Annotated in this window: 13 protein-coding genes; 11 read left to right on the plus strand and 2 right to left on the minus strand. The window is 37.2% G+C overall.

The features are described 5' to 3' along the window. Positions 1-286 precede the first annotated feature (286 nt). The 11 genes from C4H12_RS06540 to C4H12_RS06590 all read left to right on the plus strand — a co-directional run bounded on the left by C4H12_RS06540 (position 287) and on the right by C4H12_RS06590 (position 18,610). Entirely contained in the window at positions 287-3,343 is a 3,057-nt protein-coding gene (locus C4H12_RS06540; protein WP_106098198.1) for a TonB-dependent receptor, read from the plus strand. Between the two features lie 12 nt (positions 3,344-3,355). Beyond that, a complete protein-coding gene (locus C4H12_RS06545; protein ID WP_106098199.1) occupies positions 3,356-4,891 on the plus strand; it encodes a RagB/SusD family nutrient uptake outer membrane protein in 1,536 nt (511 codons plus the stop codon). Between the two features lie 189 nt (positions 4,892-5,080). Then, on the plus strand, positions 5,081-6,763 hold the full coding sequence (locus tag C4H12_RS06550; RefSeq protein ID WP_371514496.1) for an alpha-1,3-galactosidase B: 1,683 nt from the start codon (positions 5,081-5,083) through the stop codon (positions 6,761-6,763). Between the two features lie 85 nt (positions 6,764-6,848). Beyond that, positions 6,849-8,312, plus strand: a complete 1,464-nt coding sequence (locus tag C4H12_RS06555; RefSeq protein WP_106098201.1) for a beta-N-acetylhexosaminidase — start codon at positions 6,849-6,851, stop codon at positions 8,310-8,312. A 114-nt stretch (positions 8,313-8,426) separates the two neighbouring features. Continuing rightward, complete coding sequence (locus tag C4H12_RS06560) at positions 8,427-10,103, plus strand: OstA-like protein (RefSeq protein WP_106098202.1); 1,677 nt, start codon at positions 8,427-8,429, stop codon at positions 10,101-10,103. Between the two features lie 77 nt (positions 10,104-10,180). Beyond that, a complete protein-coding gene (locus tag C4H12_RS06565) occupies positions 10,181-11,053 on the plus strand; it encodes an OmpA family protein (RefSeq protein ID WP_106098203.1) in 873 nt (290 codons plus the stop codon). A 160-nt stretch (positions 11,054-11,213) separates the two neighbouring features. Beyond that, positions 11,214-12,602: a phosphoglucosamine mutase gene (gene glmM, locus C4H12_RS06570; RefSeq protein ID WP_106098204.1), complete on the plus strand. Its 1,389-nt coding sequence runs from the start codon at positions 11,214-11,216 to the stop codon at positions 12,600-12,602. A gap of 79 nt (positions 12,603-12,681) precedes the next feature. Then, positions 12,682-14,511, plus strand: coding sequence for a VWA domain-containing protein (locus C4H12_RS06575; RefSeq protein WP_106098205.1), 1,830 nt, complete (start codon positions 12,682-12,684; stop codon positions 14,509-14,511). A 35-nt stretch (positions 14,512-14,546) separates the two neighbouring features. Beyond that, positions 14,547-15,338: an HAD family hydrolase gene (locus C4H12_RS06580; protein ID WP_106098206.1), complete on the plus strand. Its 792-nt coding sequence runs from the start codon at positions 14,547-14,549 to the stop codon at positions 15,336-15,338. 20 nt (positions 15,339-15,358) lie between these two features. Beyond that, positions 15,359-17,725 (plus strand): TonB-dependent receptor, encoded by a 2,367-nt coding sequence (locus C4H12_RS06585; RefSeq protein WP_106098207.1) that lies wholly within the window; start codon positions 15,359-15,361, stop codon positions 17,723-17,725. Positions 17,726-17,776: 51 nt separating this feature from the next. Beyond that, the gene (locus C4H12_RS06590; protein ID WP_254424839.1) at positions 17,777-18,610 is read left to right on the plus strand and encodes a hypothetical protein; all 834 of its coding nucleotides are present in this window, start codon (positions 17,777-17,779) and stop codon (positions 18,608-18,610) included. 70 nt (positions 18,611-18,680) lie between these two features. Here C4H12_RS06590 and C4H12_RS06595 read toward each other — a convergent pair whose 3' ends face one another. Together C4H12_RS06595 and C4H12_RS06600 are read right to left on the minus strand one after the other, a co-directional pair. Next, complete coding sequence (locus C4H12_RS06595) at positions 18,681-19,589, minus strand: PorP/SprF family type IX secretion system membrane protein (protein ID WP_106098208.1); 909 nt, start codon at positions 19,587-19,589, stop codon at positions 18,681-18,683. Positions 19,590-19,616: 27 nt separating this feature from the next. Continuing rightward, the gene (locus C4H12_RS06600; RefSeq protein WP_106098209.1) at positions 19,617-21,911 is read right to left on the minus strand and encodes a reprolysin-like metallopeptidase; all 2,295 of its coding nucleotides are present in this window, start codon (positions 21,909-21,911) and stop codon (positions 19,617-19,619) included. Between the last annotated feature and the right edge of the window lie 48 nt (positions 21,912-21,959).

Consider the following 21,959-nt stretch of genomic DNA (forward strand, 5'->3'; position numbering starts at 1 on the left):
AGGGAGGGACTATCCTTCGTTTATAGTTCGTTTATCCTTCGTTATTCGTTCGTTCACGCTCTAAGCTCTTTTTGGCGAAATTGGAATGAACTTTTTTCATTATTTTTTTGTTTTTATTTCTTATCGGTCAGCTTTTTGGATACAAAAATCTTTAAAATTCCTTACAAAATAAGGGTTATAAAAATTTTAACACAACAAACCTTAAAAAAAAGGCAAAAATGTTTGGTTGTTGTTTTTTTTATATATAAATTTGCGGCGATAAACTAAACAATAAAAAGTTTTAAGTATGAAAAGAAAAGTCTTGACCTTGCTTATGGCTTTATGGGGATGCCTCCCCTTGCTATGGGCGCAGAACAAACAAATCAGCGGTACCGTTACCGATGAAAGCGGCACTCCTATCGCGAGTGTAAGCGTACAAGTTAAAGGTACTACCCGTGGGGTAGCTACCGATCTTGATGGGAAATACACCATTGATGCTGAACAGAACAACACCTTAATTTTCAGCTCTGTAGGTTACATTACTCAAGAGAAAAACGTAAATGGGGGGGGTAAATCCCTGATTATCAATGTATTACTAAAAGAAGATACTCAGCAACTTAGTGAGGTGGTAGTAGTGGGCTACGGTGTACAGAAAAAAGAAAACCTTACAGGTGCTGTAGCTGCTGTGACTTCGGAAATGCTTACTAAGCGCCCTGTAGCCAACACAACCACTATGCTACAAGGGCAAGTACCTGGCTTGCGTATCGTGCAAGGTACGGGGCAGCCTGGAGCTGAATCGGCTTCTATGAGGGTGCGTGGACAAGGTACTTACAGCTCGGCAGGTTCTGACCCGTTAGTACTTATTGATGGGGTTCCTGGGTCTATTAATAATATCAACCCTAATGATATTGAAAATGTTTCGGTACTTAAGGACGCTGCCTCTGCATCTATTTACGGAGCTCGCGCTGCCAATGGTGTTATCCTTGTAACTACCAAACTTGGTAGTGATGGTCACTTCAAAATAGCTTATCAAAATAACTTCGGTATGCATACCCCTACCCGTATGCTTGATTTGGTAACCAATTCAGCCGAGTATATGCGCCTCTTTAATGAAGCTAAAGCTAATTCTGGTATTACTACAGGGCTTTATACTCAACAAATGATTAATGCGTATGAAAATGCCACTGACCGCACTCAATATCCTAATTTTGACTGGGTTGATTATATGTTCAATCCTGCCTTTGTACAAAATCATAATCTTACCCTTAGTGGAGGAGCTAAAGGCACTAACTATAACATTGCTTTAGGATATGTAGATCAGCCTGGGGTATTGCGTGGATTTAAGTACGACCGCCTCAATTTCCGCAGTAATGTAAAATCGGAAATCAAACCTTGGGCTACCGTTGGGGTTAACGTGGCTCTTGATAGAGGTAAAACAGAACAACCCCGACAAGGACACGTAGATACCTTCTTATCCACCATAGCACAAGCACCTACCTATAGGCCTTTTACTGCTGATGGCAAATATGTATCTAAAGCCTATGATTTTGAGGAAGCTAATAAAAATATGCCTGCTATTATTGATAGTGGTGCTCTTCGCAAAATAACAGAATATAACCTATCAGGACAATTATGGGACGATATTACTCTTCTAAAAGGCTTAAATTGGTATTCAAAATTAGCCGTTACCTATTCTGATAGTTCTTATAAAGATTGGCGACCTGTAGCTCCGGTATATAACTATCATACAGGTCTAAGAACAGGTGACCTTGATGTAGGAGGGCGAGGCTTAGTATCTAACAATGCTAAAAACTTCTATACTAACTTCTTCAGTTATTTAAAATATGAAAAAACTTTTGGTCAGCACACCATAGGTCTACAAGCTGGGTACAGCCAAGAGTATAACAACTACCAAACCCTACAAGGTTATCGTCGTAACTACAATGCCAACAACCTCCATGAACTAAATGCTGGTACTGCTTCTGACCAAACCAACTCAGGTAACACAGTTGAGTGGGCTTTACAATCTTTCTTCGGTAGGTTCAATTACAATTATAAAGAACGTTATTTGCTTGAAGCCAATGTTCGTTATGATGGTACTTCACGCATATCCAAAGATAATCGTTGGGGTTGGTTCCCTTCTTTCTCGGCAGGTTGGCGTGTGAGTGAGGAAAGTTTTATTAAAGATGCCGAATCTATGAATTGGCTTAATAACTTTAAATTACGTGGTTCTTATGGGTTGTTAGGTAACCAAAATATTGGTAACTATCCTTACCAATCATTGTTAAGCTATACTGGTGCTTATCCGTTTGATAACATCACCCTTTTCCCTGGAGCTGCCCAAACAGAGTATGCTAATGCTGATATTAAGTGGGAATCAACTTCTGTAGCCGATATAGGGGTTGATATCAACCTATTTAACCGCATTACCATAGTGTATGACTGGTACAAAAAACACACCTTTGATATCTTGCGAAACTCTCAAGTAACAGGTGCTTTGGGCTTAAGTGCTCCTACTGTGAATAGTGGCGAAATGGAAAACTATGGGCATGAACTATCAGTACAATACAACCATACTCTCACTAGCGGTAAGCTAGAAGGTTTAAGTTATGGTGCAGGTTTCTTTATCGATATATCACGTAACAAACTTGTGAATTTTGGAGCTCGCGAAATTGATGGATTTAATGTACGCGAAAACGGATTGCCCTACAACTCTTTCTATATGCTTAAAATGATAGGAGTATTCCAAAACCAAACTGAAATTGATAACTCTCCTAAACAGTTTAATGACCCCGTACGCCCTGGTGACTTTAAGTATGAAGACATAAATCACGATGGTAAAATCGATAATAATGACCGTACAGTGGTAGATGGAAGATTCCCTAAATATGACTATTCATTTAATGCTCATTTAGAATACAAAGGCATTGACTTTTCAGTACTATTCCAAGGGGTAGAAGGTCGTAAAATTTATACTACTGGTTGGGGATTAGATCCTTTCCGCCAAGGTACTGCTCCTACTCGTGATTTTGTAAATAACCGCTGGACAGGAGAAGGTTCTACCAATAGCTACCCTCGTATGTACTTTAACCAAGTAGGCGATAGTCATAACCGCCGTAATAACACTTGGTACTTACAAGATGCTTCATATTTACGCCTTAAAAACATTACATTAGGATACTCTTTCTCTGATGATGTAATTTCAAAAATTGGACTTACCAAATTGCGTGTTTACTTCTCTGGCGATAACCTTTGGACAATTACTAACTACAAAGGGCTAGACCCCGAACGCGCTGGCGATGGTCTTTTCGTACAATACCCACAAAACAAAATTGTTTCTATGGGTCTAAATGTTGAATTTTAAACTTGATAACAAATGAAAAAGATATTTATATATGCAGCCGCATTATCATTGCTTACGGCGTGCAATAAAGATTTTTTGGATCTTAATCCTAATGACCGCCCCTCATCTGGTACATTTTGGAAAACAGAAAGTGATTACAAAATGGCTCTTACTGCCTGCTATGGTACAATGCAGCACCCTCACTTCGCACAAGGATTACCTACTTGGGATAACCTTACCGATAACTCTTACGGACAACATAATGAAGGGCAATATGGTTTAACCATTGGCCTCTCTCAAGGTAATATTGATGCTAGCTCTGGAGGTTTTATAAGCAATGTATATTTAGACGGACTCAAAGCTGTTGTACGTGCTAATATTTTCTTGAAAAATTTAGAAAGCTTTTCGGGCATTGATGCTGCTACTAAAAAAGTAAATCAAGCTGAAGCCCGTATGATACGTGCCTTCTTTTACACATACCTTTATCGTTGTTATGGTGATGTGCCTATCATAAAAGAAGTCTTAGATTTAGACTCTCAATACAAAGCCAAAAGCCCTGCTGCTGATGTTTATAATTTTATAATGGAAGACTTAGACTTTGCTATTGCCAACTTACCTTCTCAGTCTTACTCTGTTGAAAAAGGACGTTGGACAAGTAATGCTGCTAAAGCCTTCAAAGCCCGCTTAATATTGTACACTGCTTATGATGAAAGTGGTAATGCTATTGCTTCTAAAATGCAAGAAGCAAAAACAGTGTTAGCTTCCATCTCAGGCTATTCATTAGCTACTGATTTCTCTGATAATTTCTTTGATTTAAAACAAGAAACTTGTCCTGAGATAATGATGTCTGTTAAATACCTTGCTCCTAATAACTATACCTATGCTGATTTGTGGTACGGAGGCTGGTTAGTAGTATCTCCTTTAGCTAACTTTGTAAATGAGTTTGAAAATGCTGATGGTACTACAGCTGCAGCTGTTACTCAAACTAATGGTAAGGTAGATATTGAAGCTTTTACGAATGCCTCTTTAGCAACGCGTGACCCACGTATGGCTAAAACTATCTTCGTAGATAAATACCCTCATCGTGGTACTTACATCACTCCTAATAACGCACGCCCTACCGGTATAGGTTTAGCCAAATTCTTATCGCCTAACTTAGAAGCTCCTTATGAGTATGCAACTCAAAGCCAGCAAGATTGGGTAATAATGCGTTACGCTGATGTATTACTTATGCTAGCAGAAGCCGAAAATGAAATTTCAGGAGCTACTATAGCGGTATATGGTTATGTAAACCAAGTACGAGCAAGAGCTGGAATGCCTGCTTTACCTACGGGTCTTACAAAAGATGAAATGAGAACTCGCATCCGCCACGAACGTCGTGTAGAACTCGCTTTTGAAGGAGAACGCTACTTTGACCTTAAACGTTGGAAAATAGCAGAACAAGTAATTAATGCTGTAACTGATGGAATAGTAAGACGCAAGTTTGAAGCTAAACACTATCTATGGCCCCTACCTCAATCTGAAATAGATAAAAACAAGGGCACTTTAGTACAAAATCCTAATTATTAGAGTTAAAAGTTTTAGGTGCCAGACAAGTATGGTAAGCATACAAGTTTGGCACCTATTTTTTTATAAAACATTCTCTAAAAAAGTAGCAGTAATATTTGTTTTATATTTTTAATATACTAATTTTGCAGCGCTAAACTTAAAAACGATATGAGACAATAAACAAATAAACCATATAAAACTATGAAAAAAATGAAATCTGCCCTTTTAGTATTCGGACTGCTTCTTGCTGCCTGTCGTACTACGGTAACTACACCTGCCGAAATGGAAATTGCCAGTAATAAGCAATTCACTTTAAAAAAAGATACTTATCATTTTCACCTAAACCAAACTACCGAAAAAGAACTCTACATCTCTAACCATGACCAAACTAACCCTAAAAAAGTAGCCTTCTACCTTGAAAATCTACATGATGTAGTTATCGATGGTAATGGAAGTGAACTCCTCTTTCACGGTACTATACTACCAATTGTAGTGAAAAACTGCACTAATATCACTCTTAAAAACTTTTCAATAGACTTTGCCATACCTCATCTTAGGCAGTTGCACATTACCGAGGTAGATAGTATCAATAATAAGGTTAAGGCACGTATTTACCCCGAAGGTAATTACAAAATTAAAGACAATAAACTTATCTTCACAGGTGAAGATTATGAAGAAACTCCTTTTGGAGGTATGATTTTCAGTCCTAACAAACGTTTGGCTTATAACCGTGCTGACCTCAGATTTAATCCTACTAACATTACCGAAACAGCGCCTAATGAGTTCCTGATAGAGGGAATGGGAGCAAAAAATCCTTACCTACAAAAAAATGAGCGTTTTATATTGCGTACATATACACGTCCTACTCCTGCTATTTTTGTAACCAAAAGCAAGAACGTGAAGTTAGAGAATATCACTGTACATAATGCTCACGGAATGGGGCTTTTAGCTCAACTTACGGAAAATATTAGCTTAAACCACTTTAAAGTAGCCCTAAAGGAAGGGTCTGAACGCTATTATACAACTCAAGCCGATGCTACCCACTTTTCAGGCTGTAAAGGTTTAATTCGTTCCGAAAATGGTTTGTATGAAGGTATGGCTGATGATGCCATAAATGTACATGGCACTTACCTAAAAATAATAGCTCGCCAAGGCGATCGCACTATAAGAGGGCAGTATATGCACCACCAATCGTGGGGATTCCTTTGGGGTAATGTAGGTGATGAGGTACAATTTATTGCCTCTAAAACAATGGATGTAATAGGCAATAAAACTTACCGCATACAAACTATTAAGGCTGTAGATAAACCTACTGAGGTAGGTGCTAAAATTTTTGAAATTACCTTTAACGAGCCTCTACCTGCTGAGGTAAATCCTGATACCCCTTGTGGAGTTGAAAATCTTACTTGGACACCTGAGGTAATTTTCAAAAATAATATAGTACGTAATAACCGTGCTCGTGGTGCTCTATTCAGCACTCCTAAGAAAGTTATTTGTAGCCATAATGTATTCGATCATACTCACGGCACTGCTATCTTGCTTTGTGGCGATTGTAACGGTTGGTATGAAACAGGAGCTTGCCATAATGTAGTAATTAAAAATAACCGTTTTATCAATGCTCTTACTGCCAACTATCAGTTTACAAATGCTATTATCTCTATTTACCCTGAAATTCCAAACTTGGAAGAACAACAAAAATACTTTCACTCTAACATTCTTATAGAGAATAACGTATTTGAAACCTTTGACGAACCTATTTTATACGCCAAATCAGTAGATAATCTTATTTATCGCAATAATAAGATTATTAAAAATAAGGAATTCAAACCTTTTCACTGGAACAAAGAACGTTTTAAATTAGAACGTACCAAAAACGTAAAGATTAGTGAATAATTAATCAAGAAAAATGAACCTTTTCTGTGTAATTAAAAGGTTCTACTTACTATTTTTAACATTACCTTTTAATATTATTTTTATAATGAAAAAACTGTATTACATTTTATTATTTATAACCTTGCCTCTTTCAGCGCAAATTAAAATTATTCCGCAACCAAATGAAGTAACTTATCACAAAGGTAGCTGCCAGCTCAGCACCCAAATTACTTATAAACAGGATAATCTTATCACAAACCCAGAGGGCTATCAGTTAGTGATAAAACCTAAAAACATAACAATAAAATATGCTACTGATGCAGGTAAGTTCTATGCTGAACAAAGCTTAAAACAGCTAAAAGCTCAAGTAAAATTGGAAGGCAAAAACGCCTTCCCTTGTCTTACTATTACCGATGCACCTCGCTTTGCTTACCGTGCCTTAATGATTGACCCAGCTCGTCATTATTGGAAAATTTCGGAAATGAAGCAATATATTGATGTAATGGCACAATATAAGTTCAACTACTTACATTTACACCTCACTGATGACCAAGGATGGCGTATAGAGATAAAAAAATATCCCAAACTAACCGAAATAGGGTCTAAACGTACCGATTTTGAAGGTTCTAAACGCAATAACGATGGTTTTTATACCCAAGCAGAAATGAAAGAGCTTGTACAATATGCCCTAGAGCGCAATGTCCAGTTAGTACCAGAGTTTGATGTACCTGGTCATAGTGATGCCGCAGTAGCTGCTTATCCTTTCCTTAGCTGTAATGATACTATTATAGGGGTACGGACTACAGCAGGGGTTTCTAAAAATTTACTTTGCTTTGCTAAGCCCGAAGTATATACCTTTATGGATGATGTGATTACTGAGCTTTCGGAAGTTTTCCCTTGTAAATATTTCCATATAGGGGGTGATGAGGCCCCTACAGATAAGTGGATGGAACACCCCGAAGCTAAACGCTTATTACAAGCTAACCCCAGCTTAAAGGCTCAAGACTTAATGAGTGAGTTTTTTCATAAAGTAAATTCTTCTTTAATTAAGAACGGAAAGCAACCTCTTATTTGGATGGAGTTGGATATCCCTAACTATCCACAAGGCAGTATAATGTACCTTTGGCGTTATCGCACTACCCCTCAAGTTTTAGAAAGAGCTAAGAAAGATGGCTTTAAGGTGATAACTTCTCCTGGTGAATATGCCTATTTTGATTACCCTCAAGCCAAAGATGACCTGCCTAATGTAGGCTGGATGCCTACCCTAACCTTACAACGGGTATATGAGTTTAATCCTGCTTTTAACCTCACTACCGAAGAAGAAAAGGAATATATTTTTGGAGTAGAAGCTACTTTATGGGGTGAAAGTGTTAAAGATCTTTTCAGAGCTTTTTATATGACGTATCCTCGTGCCTTAGCTCTTTCCGAAGCTGGATGGACACAGATGCCTCAGCGCAATTGGCAAGCATTTATTGAAAAGTTAGACTTTCATTTGCAATATCTGCTTAAGCAAGGAGTAAATTACCGTCCTCCTGTTGAGTTATCTCAGTTAACAAATAGTAAGCAATAAATTGTAATAAAAAACACTGCATAACAAAATGTTATCAGTGTTTTTTTATCTTGTTTTTAATAGCAATTTGGCAAATTATTTGTACTTTTGCGCTCTAGAATGAAAAATAGCTGAATGAAAAACCTCTATATTTACATAATAACAGCTTGTTTGCTAAGCTTTTGTGACATTACAGTAGCACAAAATGACAATACCAAAACCCGCCGTATCGAGATCGTATATGGAGGTGAGTTTACCATTGATAATGTCAAGTATCCAGGAGCTACTATTTTTAAGTCGGACGGACAAAGGGTTCAGTTCCGTCATCAAGGGCTTGATGTGTGGTGTGATTTAGCTGTCCTTTACGAAGAACGTAATGAGGTTATAGCCCGCGGCAATGTTGTGTTACAACAAGGGGATACTCTCCAGATGAATAGCCAATATGTATCGTACAAAGGTGATACTAAAATGGCTGTAGCTCGTCAAGATGTAATGCTGCGCAATGGTAATATGACACTTGAAACTCAAGAACTCTTTTTTGACCGCAATACTCAAGAGGCTTATTACAACAATTTTGGAAAAATCACTGACCCTGATAATGAACTTACAAGCAAAACAGGCAGATATTATGCGACCCTAAAGAAAAACCAGTTTACGAATTCAGTAAAGATTGTAAATAAAGAATTTACTGTACATTCACAGGTTTTGGATTATTATCACACATCGGGTAATGCCTATTTTTATGGTAAAACCACTATTGTAGGAGCTGATTATAAGCTCTATTGTGAGCGCGGTTATTATGATACAAGGCATCAACAAGGCTATTTTATGAAAGAGGCAAAAATAGAATATGACCTAAAAACTCTTACAGGAGATAGCTTATATTTTGATAGAGGAAGACAATTTGCTTCTGGTTCTAACAATATTTTTATTGCCGATACTATAAATAAAACTTTTGTAAAAGGGCATTATGGTGAGATTCACAAGACAAAAGACTCAATGTTTATTACCAAAAAAGCTCTTATTATTAGTTTAGTTGAAAAAGATTCTATTTATATGCATGGTAAGCGCATACTAGTAACCGGTAAACCTAGTCATCGTATTATCCGTGCCTACCCGGATGCACGTATATATAAAAGTGATATGCAAGCTAAGTGTGACTCTATTCACTCCAGTGAAGAAATAGGACTTACTCAATTAGTAGGTAAACCAGTAGCATGGACGGGTAATAGCCAAATGACTGGCGACAATATACATCTAATAGCAAATGTAAAAACTGAGCAGTTGGACTCATTAAAAGTTTTTCTAAATGCCTTAGTAGTAGAAAAAGACACCCTTAGCGATGGCTACAACCAAGTAAAAGGAAAGTACCTTTATGGCAAGTTCAAAGATAATAATTTGCGGCAAATTGACTTTATGCAGAATACCGAATCTATATATTATGTTTATAATGATACTAAAGAGTTAATAGGTATTAACAAACTTACTTGTAGCCGAATTAAGATTTACTTAGATAAGAACCAACAAATACAACAAACGGTATTCATTACACAACCTTCGGGCAATTTGTATCCGGACGACAAGCTCCCTGCTTCTGATCGTAAGTTCCGTGAATTTGTTTGGCGAGGAGATGAACGCATCCCTAACAAAGATGCTATTTTTAGTAAAGAGGAAAAAGAACTTAAACCCAAGGAAATCAAAGGAATGAAAAGTCCAGAAGAGATTGATGCTGATGAACATGTTTTAGCTCATCCTACTGAAAATACTACCCAAATGCCTCTTATTGAACCAACAAAAAACAAAAGAAAATAAAAATTGGCATTTTTATTGCACAATATTACAGAAAGAATTACTTTTGCAATCTCATTAATTATAAATATTTAAACGATATGAAGAAAATTATCATTGCAATCTCAGTATTAGGATTGCTTACTACATCGTGCGTATCGAAAAAGAAGTATGCTGAATTGGAAGCACGAAACAAACAAACAGAGGACTTATTGAATAGTGCTACTGTAAAATTAAATATGTGTTTGGATGAAAAACAAAAACTTTCTTACAAAGCAGAGAGTTTAAAAAATCAAAATGATTTGTTACAACAAAACAACCAACAGCTCATCCAAAATATGGGAAATCTTACTACCCTTACCCAAAAAGGAGCTGAAAATCTTGAAAAATCATTAGAAAGTTTGCGTGAGAAAGATCTTACTATTAAAAACTTACGTGATGCTGTTACCCGTCGTGACTCAGTGAACCTTGCTTTAGTACAAAGCCTAAAAGGAGTTTTGGGTAATCTAGATGACCAAGATGTAGACATCAAGGTAGAAAAAGGAGTTGTATTTATCAATATTTCTGATAAAATGCTCTTCAGTAGTGGCAGCTATACCATCTCTAAAAACGCTAAAAGTGTGCTTGAAAAAGTAGCTAAAGTAGTAAAAAACAAACCTGATTTTGAGTTTATGGTAGAAGGACATACCGACAATGTAAATATCAAAACAGCTTGTATTCGTGATAACTGGGATTTGAGTGTAATGCGTGCTACCGAAATTGTACGTGTATTACAAAATGATTTTGGTATATCTCCTGAACGTATGACTGCTGCTGGTCGTAGTTATTATGTGCCTTTGGCAAGTAATGGTGATGCTACTGGTCGCGCTCAAAACCGTCGTACTCGTATTGTAGTTCTACCTAAACTTGATCAGTTTTATACTATGATTGAAGAAGGTATGAAAGATCCCGCTATTGGTGGTAAAGGTAAGTAAACTAAACATAACAGATTAAGAAAAAAGAAACTGTTTTGAAATAATTTCAAAACAGTTTCTTTTTTCTTAAAAATGCTCATCATTCATTGTTCATTGAGAAAAGTTTTGTACCTTTGCCTCATCAAATCAAAATTGTTAAACTATTAATTGCTGATAAAATATGGCACTTATAAAATCTATTTCAGGATTTAGAGGTACTATTGGGGGGGTACCTGAAGATAATTTAACCCCTATTGACACCGTAAAATTTGCAGCTGCTTATGGTACTTGGCTCAAAACCAATGTACATAAAGATCGTATTAAAGTAGTAGTAGGGCGCGATGCACGTATTTCAGGCGAAATGGTGCAAAACCTTGTACAATACACCCTTGTAGGTTTAGGTATTGATGTAGTTGATTTAGGGCTTAGTACTACCCCTACAGTAGAGGTAGCTGTAACTATGGAACAAGCCGATGGAGGAATTATCCTTACTGCCAGCCATAACCCCAAACAGTGGAATGCTTTAAAATTACTTAATAACAAGGGTGAGTTTCTTAATGCCCAAGATGGAGAGGAAGTGCTGCGGTTGGCTGCTAGCAATGAGGTTACTTTTGCTGAAGTAGATAAATTAGGGGATATTACTCATAACAATATTTACATACAACGCCATATTGATGCTGTTCTATCTCTATTGCCCTTAGCAACTATTGAAGCTATACGCAAACGGAAGTTCAAAGTTGCTGTTGATGCTGTAAACTCTACTGGAGGAATTGCTATTCCTCTTTTATTAGAACGTTTAGGGGCTGATATAGTAACTCTTTACTGTGAACCTAATGGCCATTTTCCTCATAACCCCGAACCACTAAAAGAACACTTAGCTGACATCTGTGCTAAAGTAGTAGAAACCCAAGCTGACTTGGGTATAGTGGTAGACCCTGATGTAGACCGTCTAGCCCTAATAACTGAAAAAGGTGAAATGTTTGGAGAAGAGTATACCTTAGTAGCTTGTGCCGACTATATACTTAGCAAGCAGAAAGGTAATGTAGTATCCAACTTATCCTCTTCACGTGCTTTACGTGATATAGCTGAAAAACATGGAGTACAGTATAGTGCAGCTGCTGTAGGTGAAGTGAATGTAGTTACTAAAATGAAAGAGGTAAATGCGGTAATAGGAGGTGAAGGAAATGGAGGGGTAATATTCCCAGAACTGCACTATGGCCGTGATGCCCTTGTAGGGGTAGCTCTTTTCCTTTCATTATTGGTAGAAAAAGGAATTGCAGTAAGCGCTTTACGTAAAAGTTACCCTGCTTACTTTATGAGTAAAAACAAAATACTGCTAAGTAGTGGTCTCAACCCTGACAAAGTGCTTGCTGCAATGAAAGAAAAATATACTAATGAACAAATAAGTACTATTGATGGGTTAAAAATTGACTTCCCACAAAGCTGGGTACACTTACGTAAATCTAATACTGAGCCTATTATCCGGATCTATACTGAAGCTAAAAGCCAAGTTGCTGCTGATGAATTAGCAGAAAAGTTTTTAGAAGAAATAAAGCAATTAGCAAATTAGCTAATATTCATTGAACTTTGTCAAGGTTAAAATACTTTGGCAAAGTTCTTTTTATAACTAATAAATACATAATATTACAATGAAACAATTTCTAATACTATTGTTCCTTGCAATAGGGAACCTTTGGGCACAAGAATTTGAAGTAACAGGCATCGTAACTCAAGCTTCTGATAAGACCCCTTTATTATATGCTTCAGTAGTAATTAAAGGTACTATTGAAGGAGTAGTAACCGATATGGAGGGTAAGTACACTATTAAAGTAAAAAAAGGTGATATTTTGCAGTTCTCTTTTATAGGTTTTAAAACAAAAGAAGTAAAGATCACAAGCCAGAAAGTGATTGATATTGCTTTAGATGAAGATGATAGATCTCTAGATGAAGTAGTAGTAACAGGTTATAATATTCAAAGAAAAGAAGCATACACAGCATCTATACCAGTAGTAGGTTTAGGCAGACATAAAAGAGGAGCTTCTAAGTTAAGAAAAAGCAAAAAAATACTTACTGAAACTTATAAGGCTATTGATGAGAATAACTTTAAAAGTACTACTACCGACCCTGTAACTACCTTTGCTGCGGATGTAGACAATGCTTCGTATAGCAATGTACGCCGTATGATTGAAGATGGTGATAAACCGGAAAAAGATGCTGTACGTATTGAAGAACTTATCAACTATTTTGACTATAGCTATAATCCGCCTGCTAAAGATAGTACAAATCCCCTTAAAGCTACTACTACCTTAAGTACTTGTCCGTGGAATAACCAAAATTACCTATTACGCATAGGTTTACAGGCCAAAACTATTGATTTGAGAAAAGCACCTGCTTCTAATATTGTTTTCCTTATTGATACATCAGGCTCAATGGATGAACCAGACAAGATGCCTTTGTTAAAAGAATCTTTCAAATTATTGTTAGAGAGTTTACGCCCTGAAGATAAAGTAGCTATAGTAGTATATGCTAGTGAAACGGGGATAGTTTTACCTTCTACTTCGGCAAAAGAAAAAGAAAAAATACTTAAAGTAATTAATAGTTTGGAAGCTCAAGGTTCAACTGCTGGTGGTGAAGGTATTCAAGAAGCTTATCGTATAGCTCGTGAAAACTACATCCCTAATGGTAATAACCGTATCATTTTAGCTACTGATGGTGATTTCAATGTAGGAGTACGCTCTGAAGGCGAATTGGAACGCCTTGTTACTAAAGAACGAAAAAGTGGTGTATACATTTCTGTTCTAGGTTTTGGAATGGGTAATTACCGTGATGATATGCTTGAAACTATCGCCAATAAAGGTAATGGTAACTATGCTTATATTGACAACCTAAAAGAAGCTAAAAAAGTATTAGTAAAAGAATTTGGTGGCACCCTTTATACTGTAGCTAAAGATGTTAAATTACAATTAGAGTTTAATCCTCAGTATGTAAAAGAATACCGACAAATAGGTTATGAAAATCGTGCTTTAGAGAATGAAGATTTTAAAGATGATGGAAAAGATGCAGGAGAAATAGGAGCAGGACATACAGTAACTGTACTGTATGAACTAGTCCCTGCACAAGGAAATAAAACAAATGAATTACGCTACCAAAAACAAGACACTCAAAGCCATAATGGTGAATTAGGATTTCTTAAAATACGCTATAAATCGCCTTTTGTAAAACGTGCTAAGAGTATAGAACTAACAGAGCCTATTCCTTTTATCCTTACTGAGCTAAATAAAACAGATAATGATTACCGCTTTGCAGCAGCAGTAGCTCAGTTTGGAATGCTATTACGTAATTCAAAACACAAAGGAACAGCTACTTATGGAAAAGTAATAGAACTTGCCAATACAGCTTTGGGTAAAGATGAAAACGGTTATCGCAAAGAATTTGTAGAATTAGTAGAAGAAGCAGAAGATGTAATGAATGATAATTAAAATAACACTTTTATAGAAACTTGTAATAGAAAAATATGATTAAACTAATTGTATCAGATATTGATGGTACTATGGTAAATAACCAAAAAGAGGTACCTAATAGCTTTTGGAATGTTTTTGAAATGATGCATTCCAAAAGCATTCTTTTTTGTGCTGCTAGTGGGCGACAAGTACAGAGCTTACAACAGCTTTTTGCTCCTATCAAAGACTTGATTGCTTATGCTCCTGACAATGGAGCATCACTTATTTATGAAGGTAAAACACTTTTTGAGTGCCCAATTTCTTTTGCCTCTTTCTTGCCTATATTACGCACTTGTGAACAGATAGAACATATAGGTGTTGCCCTTTGCGGTAAAAATAGCGCCTATATAAAAACTGATAACAATTGGATTTTTGAAGAAATAGCACGCCATTACCCTGCTCATACAAAAGTAGAGAACTTTTCAGCTATAGATGATGATATTTTTAAGATTACAATATGTGATAAAGGTATTTCTCGGTTAAACTCTTATAAATATTTACAACAGTACAACAGAGAGTTTAATGTAGTAGTTTCGGGAGAAATATGGCTAGATATAACTCGTAAAGATGTAAATAAAGGTAATGCTATTAACCACCTCCAAAAACAATTGAGTATAACTCCTGATGAAACAGTAGTATTTGGTGATCATTTAAATGATGTTGAACTTATACAATGCGCTACCCATAGTTATGCAATGAAAAACGCTCAAGAAGAGCTTAAAAAACTTGCTAATAACATAACTGAATACGATAACAATAATGCAGGTGTAGTACGTGAAATAGAAAAAATACTTCAAAACTTATAATTTTTTATATAGAATCAAGAATGAGAAATTTATTGTTATTGATTTTCTTAGTGAGCACTATTTTTGTGTCTGCTCAACATAAATATACTCTTAGTGGCTCTATTTCTGATGCTTCAAATGGTGAAAAACTATTAGGGGTAAACTTTGTTATAAAAGAGCTTCATACAGGTACTTCTACTAATGAGTATGGTTTCTATTCCATTACACTTCCCGAAGGTAAATATACCCTATCTATAGAGTACATAGGTTATGGTACACGTGAAGAAACTGTAGTACTTAATAAAAATATCCGTAAAGATTACAAGTTAAAACCTGAAACTATTGAGCTTTCGGGCATAGAACTTACAGCAAATGCTGTTCCTAAAGCAGCCGTACGTAAGCCTGAAATGAGTGTAGCTTCTGTACCTATTACTACAGTAAAGAAATTACCAGTGCTGGTAGGTGAGGTAGATATTATAAAAACTTTAATGCAAATGCCAGGGGTAAGCAATGCAGGAGAAGCTTCATCTGGATTTAATGTGCGTGGGGGTGCTGCCGACCAAAACTTAGTCCTTCTTGATGAAGCGACTATCTTCAATGCTTCACATCTTTTTGGTTTTCTTAGTGTATTTAATGCTGATGCAGTACGCGATATGAAACTTTACAAAGGAGGTATACCTGCACGTTATGGTGGACGGATAGCCTCTGTATTAGATATATACCAAAAAGAAGGGAATAAGAACAGTTTTGCTGCTACTGGGGGGATAGGAGTTCTTTCTTCTAGATTACTTGCTGAGGGGCCTATAATTAAAGATAAGGCTTCTTTTTTGGTAGGTGGGCGTGCCTCGTACGCACACCTTTTTTTGAAACTTACCAATAACCAGAATAGTGCTTATTTTTACGACCTTAATACTAAACTATCATATCAGTTGAACCAAAATAATGCTCTCTACCTATCAGGATATTTTGGGCGTGACTTCTTTAAATTAAGTAATAACCTCCTGAACGCTTATGGTAATGCACTTCTGAACCTGCGTTGGAATCACCTTTTTAATGATAAACTCTTCTCTAACCTTTCTGCTATATATAGTAATTACGATTATCGTTTTGACTTTAATCTTCTTGATATGGAATGGACTTCGGGAATTGAGAACTTTAACCTGAAATACGATTTTAAGAACTACCTTTCTGAGCGTTTTAAACTATCTTATGGATTACAGGGCTTATATTATGTATTTAAACCTGGTAAGATTGTGCCAACCTCCTCTACTTCTACTATTAAAGAGAAAATTCTTGATAACAAATATGCTGCTGAAACTGCTTTCTATGCAGATGCAGAACACAAACTTACTGATGCCCTTACACTTTCATACGGCCTTAGACTTAGCTCTTTTTACCACTTAGGAAAGCGCAAAGTAAATGTGTATAGAAATAATAGTCCTATAGAGTTCAATGTGAATAGACAGATATATTATAAAGGCACGCCTATAGGAACTAAGTACTATGATAGTGGTAAAATTATTGATTTATACTCTAACTTTGAACCTCGTTTTACAATGAGCTACGCCTTTAATGACCATCAGTCGGTAAAGGCAAGTTATGCCCGTACTGCCCAATATGTACACCTTATATCTAACACTTCATCACCAACACCCCTGAATGTATGGGCTCCTACTGATGAGTTTATTAAACCACAATTAGCAGACCAAGTGGCTGTAGGCTATGCTTCAAATTTTAGCAATGATAAATATACTATTGAGATAGAGTCCTATTACAAAAAAGTAAGAAACCGCTTAGATTACATTGATGGAGCAAACCTTATTGCTAATGAAGCTATAGAACAGGTACTATTATCGGGAGAGAATAGGGCTTATGGCTTAGAAATTTTATTACGCAAAAATACAGGTAAGCTAACGGGATGGATTGCCTATACCCTTTCTAAATCGGAAATGCAAACCAAAGGACGTACTGCTGAAGAGAAAGGTATTAACTACGGCGATTGGTATAACGCTTCTTATGATAAACCTCACGACCTATCGATTACTGCTACTTATGAACTTTCGCCTAAATGGACATTTGGGGCTATATTCAATTTGCAATCGGGATTACCAACAAATTACCCTATAGGTAACTATAACTATTTAGGACTTTCGATCCCTAATTACAGCAAACGCAATGAATACCGATTACCTACTTATCACCGCTTAGACCTATCGGCTACTTATACTCCTAAACCTGATAATAAGGGCTGGAAAAGTGAATGGGTATTTGGCATATACAACGTGTATAACCGCAAGAATGCTGTGAGCATCTCTTTCCAAGAGAATGAAGATACTCACCAAAATGAAGCTATAAAATTCTCTGTTTTTGGTTTTATACCCAGTGTAACATACAATTTCAAATTCTAACTCCTTAAAAAAGATAATTAAGATGAAATATTTTTATATCCTCCTTAGCCTATGCTTACTTACCTCATGCCAAGAGGTTATAGACCTAAAATTAGACACTGCCCCCAGCAGTTAGTAATTGAAGCCTCACTAGACTGGAAAAAGGGTACTACAAAAGCTTTCCCTATAGTGGATATTAGCTATACCAAACCTTACTTTGGCAATACCCCTTCGGCTGCTATTACTGATGCTGTGGTAATGCTAAAAACTACTTCTGAAACTTACACACTAACCCTTTGGGATGGTACTACTACCCTTACTGCAGAACACCTAACAACCCTTAATGGTGGTAGCCGCTATGTATATACCGCTGGAATAACCCCTGAGCTAGGTAAAATCTATCGGTTGGAAGTAAAGCTAAATGGTGAGACCTATACCTCAGAAACTAAAATGCTTGAAGCCCCTGTGATACAGCCACGAAGTATTATGCAAAATGAAAAAGGTGGTATTTTTGGTAATCAAAAAGAAGTAAGGTTTTATTTTGATGGCATTGAGGATGGTACTGCTAATGCTTTTTTGGGGAGGTTGGATATTACTGACCAAAAAAAGCCTATCTACTTTACCCTAGATGATAACTATATAGCTAACCATAAATTCTTCTATATAGTATCTAACTTATCTGAACCTCTTAAAACGGGTAATGTGATTAAAAGTACCCTCTATCGTATTTCGCCACAATACAAAGAGTTTGTGCAAATGCTATTGCAAATTTCAAGAGGGCAAGGGCCTTATGTTATACCTACCCAGCCTGTAGGTAATATTGTAAATAAACAAAACCCAAAACGTAACCCCTTAGGAGGTTTTAGAGTATCTCAATACTCGACTAATGAATATACAGTTAAATAATTAACGGCAAATAATCCATAAAAAAGAGCGAGGCTCATAAATGAGCCTCGCTCTTTTTTATTGACAGCTTTTACCATTTTACTCTTATTAAAAACTCACGTGAACTTTTGCTAGGCAAATATAAACTTCGGGCGAAATAAGTTTCATACCCATAGCCTACGGAAAGGTAATACTTATAAATATTAAACAATAGGTACCCACTGAACGCTTTGGCAGTACTATAAGTAACTCCTAACTGAGTGTGAGTTAAATAAATAGTGGAAAGTGAAATGCGAGCTGTAGGTTTTTCGGCTTGAGCTACTCGGACTTGGATATGAGGCATTATGGTTATATAAGGATTAAGATACCAATAATAGCCCGCATCGGTGTATAAAAGTATGCGATTGGAAACTGAAGTTACTAGTTCGTTATTTACTTGAGTTTTGCTAGAAGCTAACATATTAGGCACTGAAAATCCTACATAAAAATGAGGATGGTTATAGAATACCCCTGCACCAAAATTAAACTGAAATTTGCCGCTTATATGCTGTAAATAGGGATCAAACTGGACATTGCTGTGCCCCATATTGTACAAGTGATTATAAGTAACTATTTTATCGATATCTACATTAAAGAAATCGCCGCCAAACTTAATACCACCTACAATATTTGAAGTTTCGGTTATGGGTATGCGATATGCAAAATCGGCAAAAATGGCCGTTTGGCGTTGAACAAACACCCTATCGGCAACTACTGAAAGCCCCACCCCAACACTATTATTAATACGATGTGTAGTGAAGAAAGATTGGGTAACAGGAGCATCGGTACCACTCCACTGACTACGTATATTGGCTGAAATGGTATGAGATTTTTCATTACCTACCGTAGCTGGATTCACTAAATTGAGATGCTGGTTATAGAAAATGTAAGTAGGCTGGATGGTTTGAGATTGTAATGCTGCTGTACTTAAGAGCAAAATACCTATAAGTAATTTTTCCATTTCTTCAGAGAATTAAAAAGGTTGCTGCTAATAATTAATATACACCCAAGAGCGCTGCTTATTGGCTTCGGAGCCATCTTTGCTAAAAATAGCCATATAAGAACCTCGTGCTACGCGTTTGCCATTACTCATAGTGCCATCCCATTGGTTTTTATAGCCTTCGGCTTCATACACTAATTGCCCTAAAGAGTTATACACTTGTAGGGTATTGTTAGGAAAATCTTCGGAACGAGCAATTACATAAGTATCATTAATGCCATCATTATTAGGGGTAAAGGCATTGGACATTAAAATAGGTCCATCGGGGAGAGTGTGAGGAAGGAAACCCTCACTTCGCTGACTTACTACAATATTAGCTGCATTTACAGCCAGAAAGATATTGCCGCTTGCCTTTATCATATACCTGCCTTGCTTGGTAATGAGGTGAGAGGGAACTGTGAGGGTAGCAATACCACTATTGGGCACTCCTTCGGCAAGGGTATGGGAGAAAGTTTGTCCGCCATTGGTAGAGAAGAGAATATCTACTTTTTCGGCACTTATAGGAGCGAGATTGGTATTGGCTACTTCCCAAGTGAGGGTAACTGTATTGCCTACAACCCAGTTGGATATATGAGCGTGAGAAGTAACCACAAAAGGCCCTGCATTACTATCGACTGTTACGGTGATAGTTTTGTAGGCTGTATTACCTGTTTGGTTGGCAAGAAAAGCCCTATCGGTTACGACAAGACTCCAGTGCATAGTGCGCCCCACAGTAGGCACCGTTTCCCAGTTGGTAGTATCGGTAAGGTTACCAGATACAATACGCGAAAGCTGAGGTATGTACCTTACTGGACTATCGGAAGGAGGAAGAGAGCGAGCTATAGCCCCTGTAGTATTGGCACCTGAAAAGCGATAGGCAGGAATCCAAGCAGAGGTGTAAGAACTATAAGCAGTACTATAATCATCGGCTTGCTCCCAAGTGTAGAGGAGGTTATCGGTAGTATCGGTAGCTGAGCCTGACAACACAAAAGCAGTGCCTTGGGGAATGGTATAATCATTAAAATGAGCCTCATTAAAAGTAGGGGCTGCATTGGTGTGAGTAGTAACAATTACCCCAGAGGTGAGAGAGCTTAATACATTGGTAATTTGGTAAACAGAACAGTGATGAAAATAAGGATCAGACCTTAATTGGACATTATTAGTACCTGCAATACCTGCATAGCCCATAATGGTAGAAGCGCTACCAGGCTCGACTTGAGAGTGGTTATTACTATCTTTTTCGGAGAGGTAAGAGAATGTGTGTGTAGCCCCTAATTGGTGTCCTATTTCGTGAGCTACAATATCTATATCAAAAATATCTCTATCGCCTGAGAATGCATACATAGAATAGGCACGAGCCTTCCAATCGGTCATTAAAATGGCTTTTACAGCAGCTGCATTCCCATTGTTATCGCCTTTGTGGAATAGGTGTCCTATATCATAATTGGCAGTGCTTATGGAACTATCGAAGAGGTCTTGTAGTTTTTGGGAGTTGGCAGGTGTATCCCACGCTGAGCCAAACTTAAAATCCTTAGTAGGATCGGTAGAGAGGTTATCATAAATCATTTCGGTACTGGTTACTAATTGCAGTTTTACAGACATCTGAGTGCCATAGACAGTATTGATACGGCTCACGGTTTTTACTACTTCGGCATAGGCTTGGCTTTTGGTACCGCCGGCAGCCTTGGTAAAGGCAGCTGTACAAGCTATGGCAAGGCGTATGGTATACATCTTATTTTCGGTTTGGTAGGTAGCGCGTGCGTGAAGGCTGTGGTGAGCCACCCCATTGGTAGTATGACTTTCGGCTAAAACAGGAGTACACCAAGGTGTGTTACAAGGAGTTATAGAGCCTTGACTATCTTGGCGGTAATAGACTTTATAGAACTCGCCGTTTTGGTCTTCGGCATCGATGAAGGCATAGGTACCCCCTTGAGTGATTGTACCACTTAGACCGAAGGGAGTCCATACAAGGCTGATATGCTTGTGAGGATTATCAAGAGCCTGCCCAACAAAGGTTTGTATGGTAGGGTTTTGGTGTGCTATATTGGCAGATAATATCTGGGTAGGCGTAAGGTGATAACTTACCAAAACACCTTCGGCATCGGGGATTTGGACAATGGAACTGCTGACAGCCTTATCAAAAGCCTGCTTATCTAACCTAAAATAGAGATGAGAAGGCTTTTTGCTATGGGTTATGGCAGCAGCCCTGCGTACACTGTTGGTGCTTTTTTTCCAGTATGATTGTGCTGAAATGCTACTGGTAATAAGGCACCATAACAATACAACGAAAAAGTTATATTTCATATTTAAGCCTTTTTTAAACTAATAGAGTATTAAATTCAGGGGTAAAAA

The sequence above is a fragment of the Capnocytophaga sp. oral taxon 878 genome, from assembly GCF_002999135.1.
GTDB lineage: Bacteria > Bacteroidota > Bacteroidia > Flavobacteriales > Flavobacteriaceae > Capnocytophaga.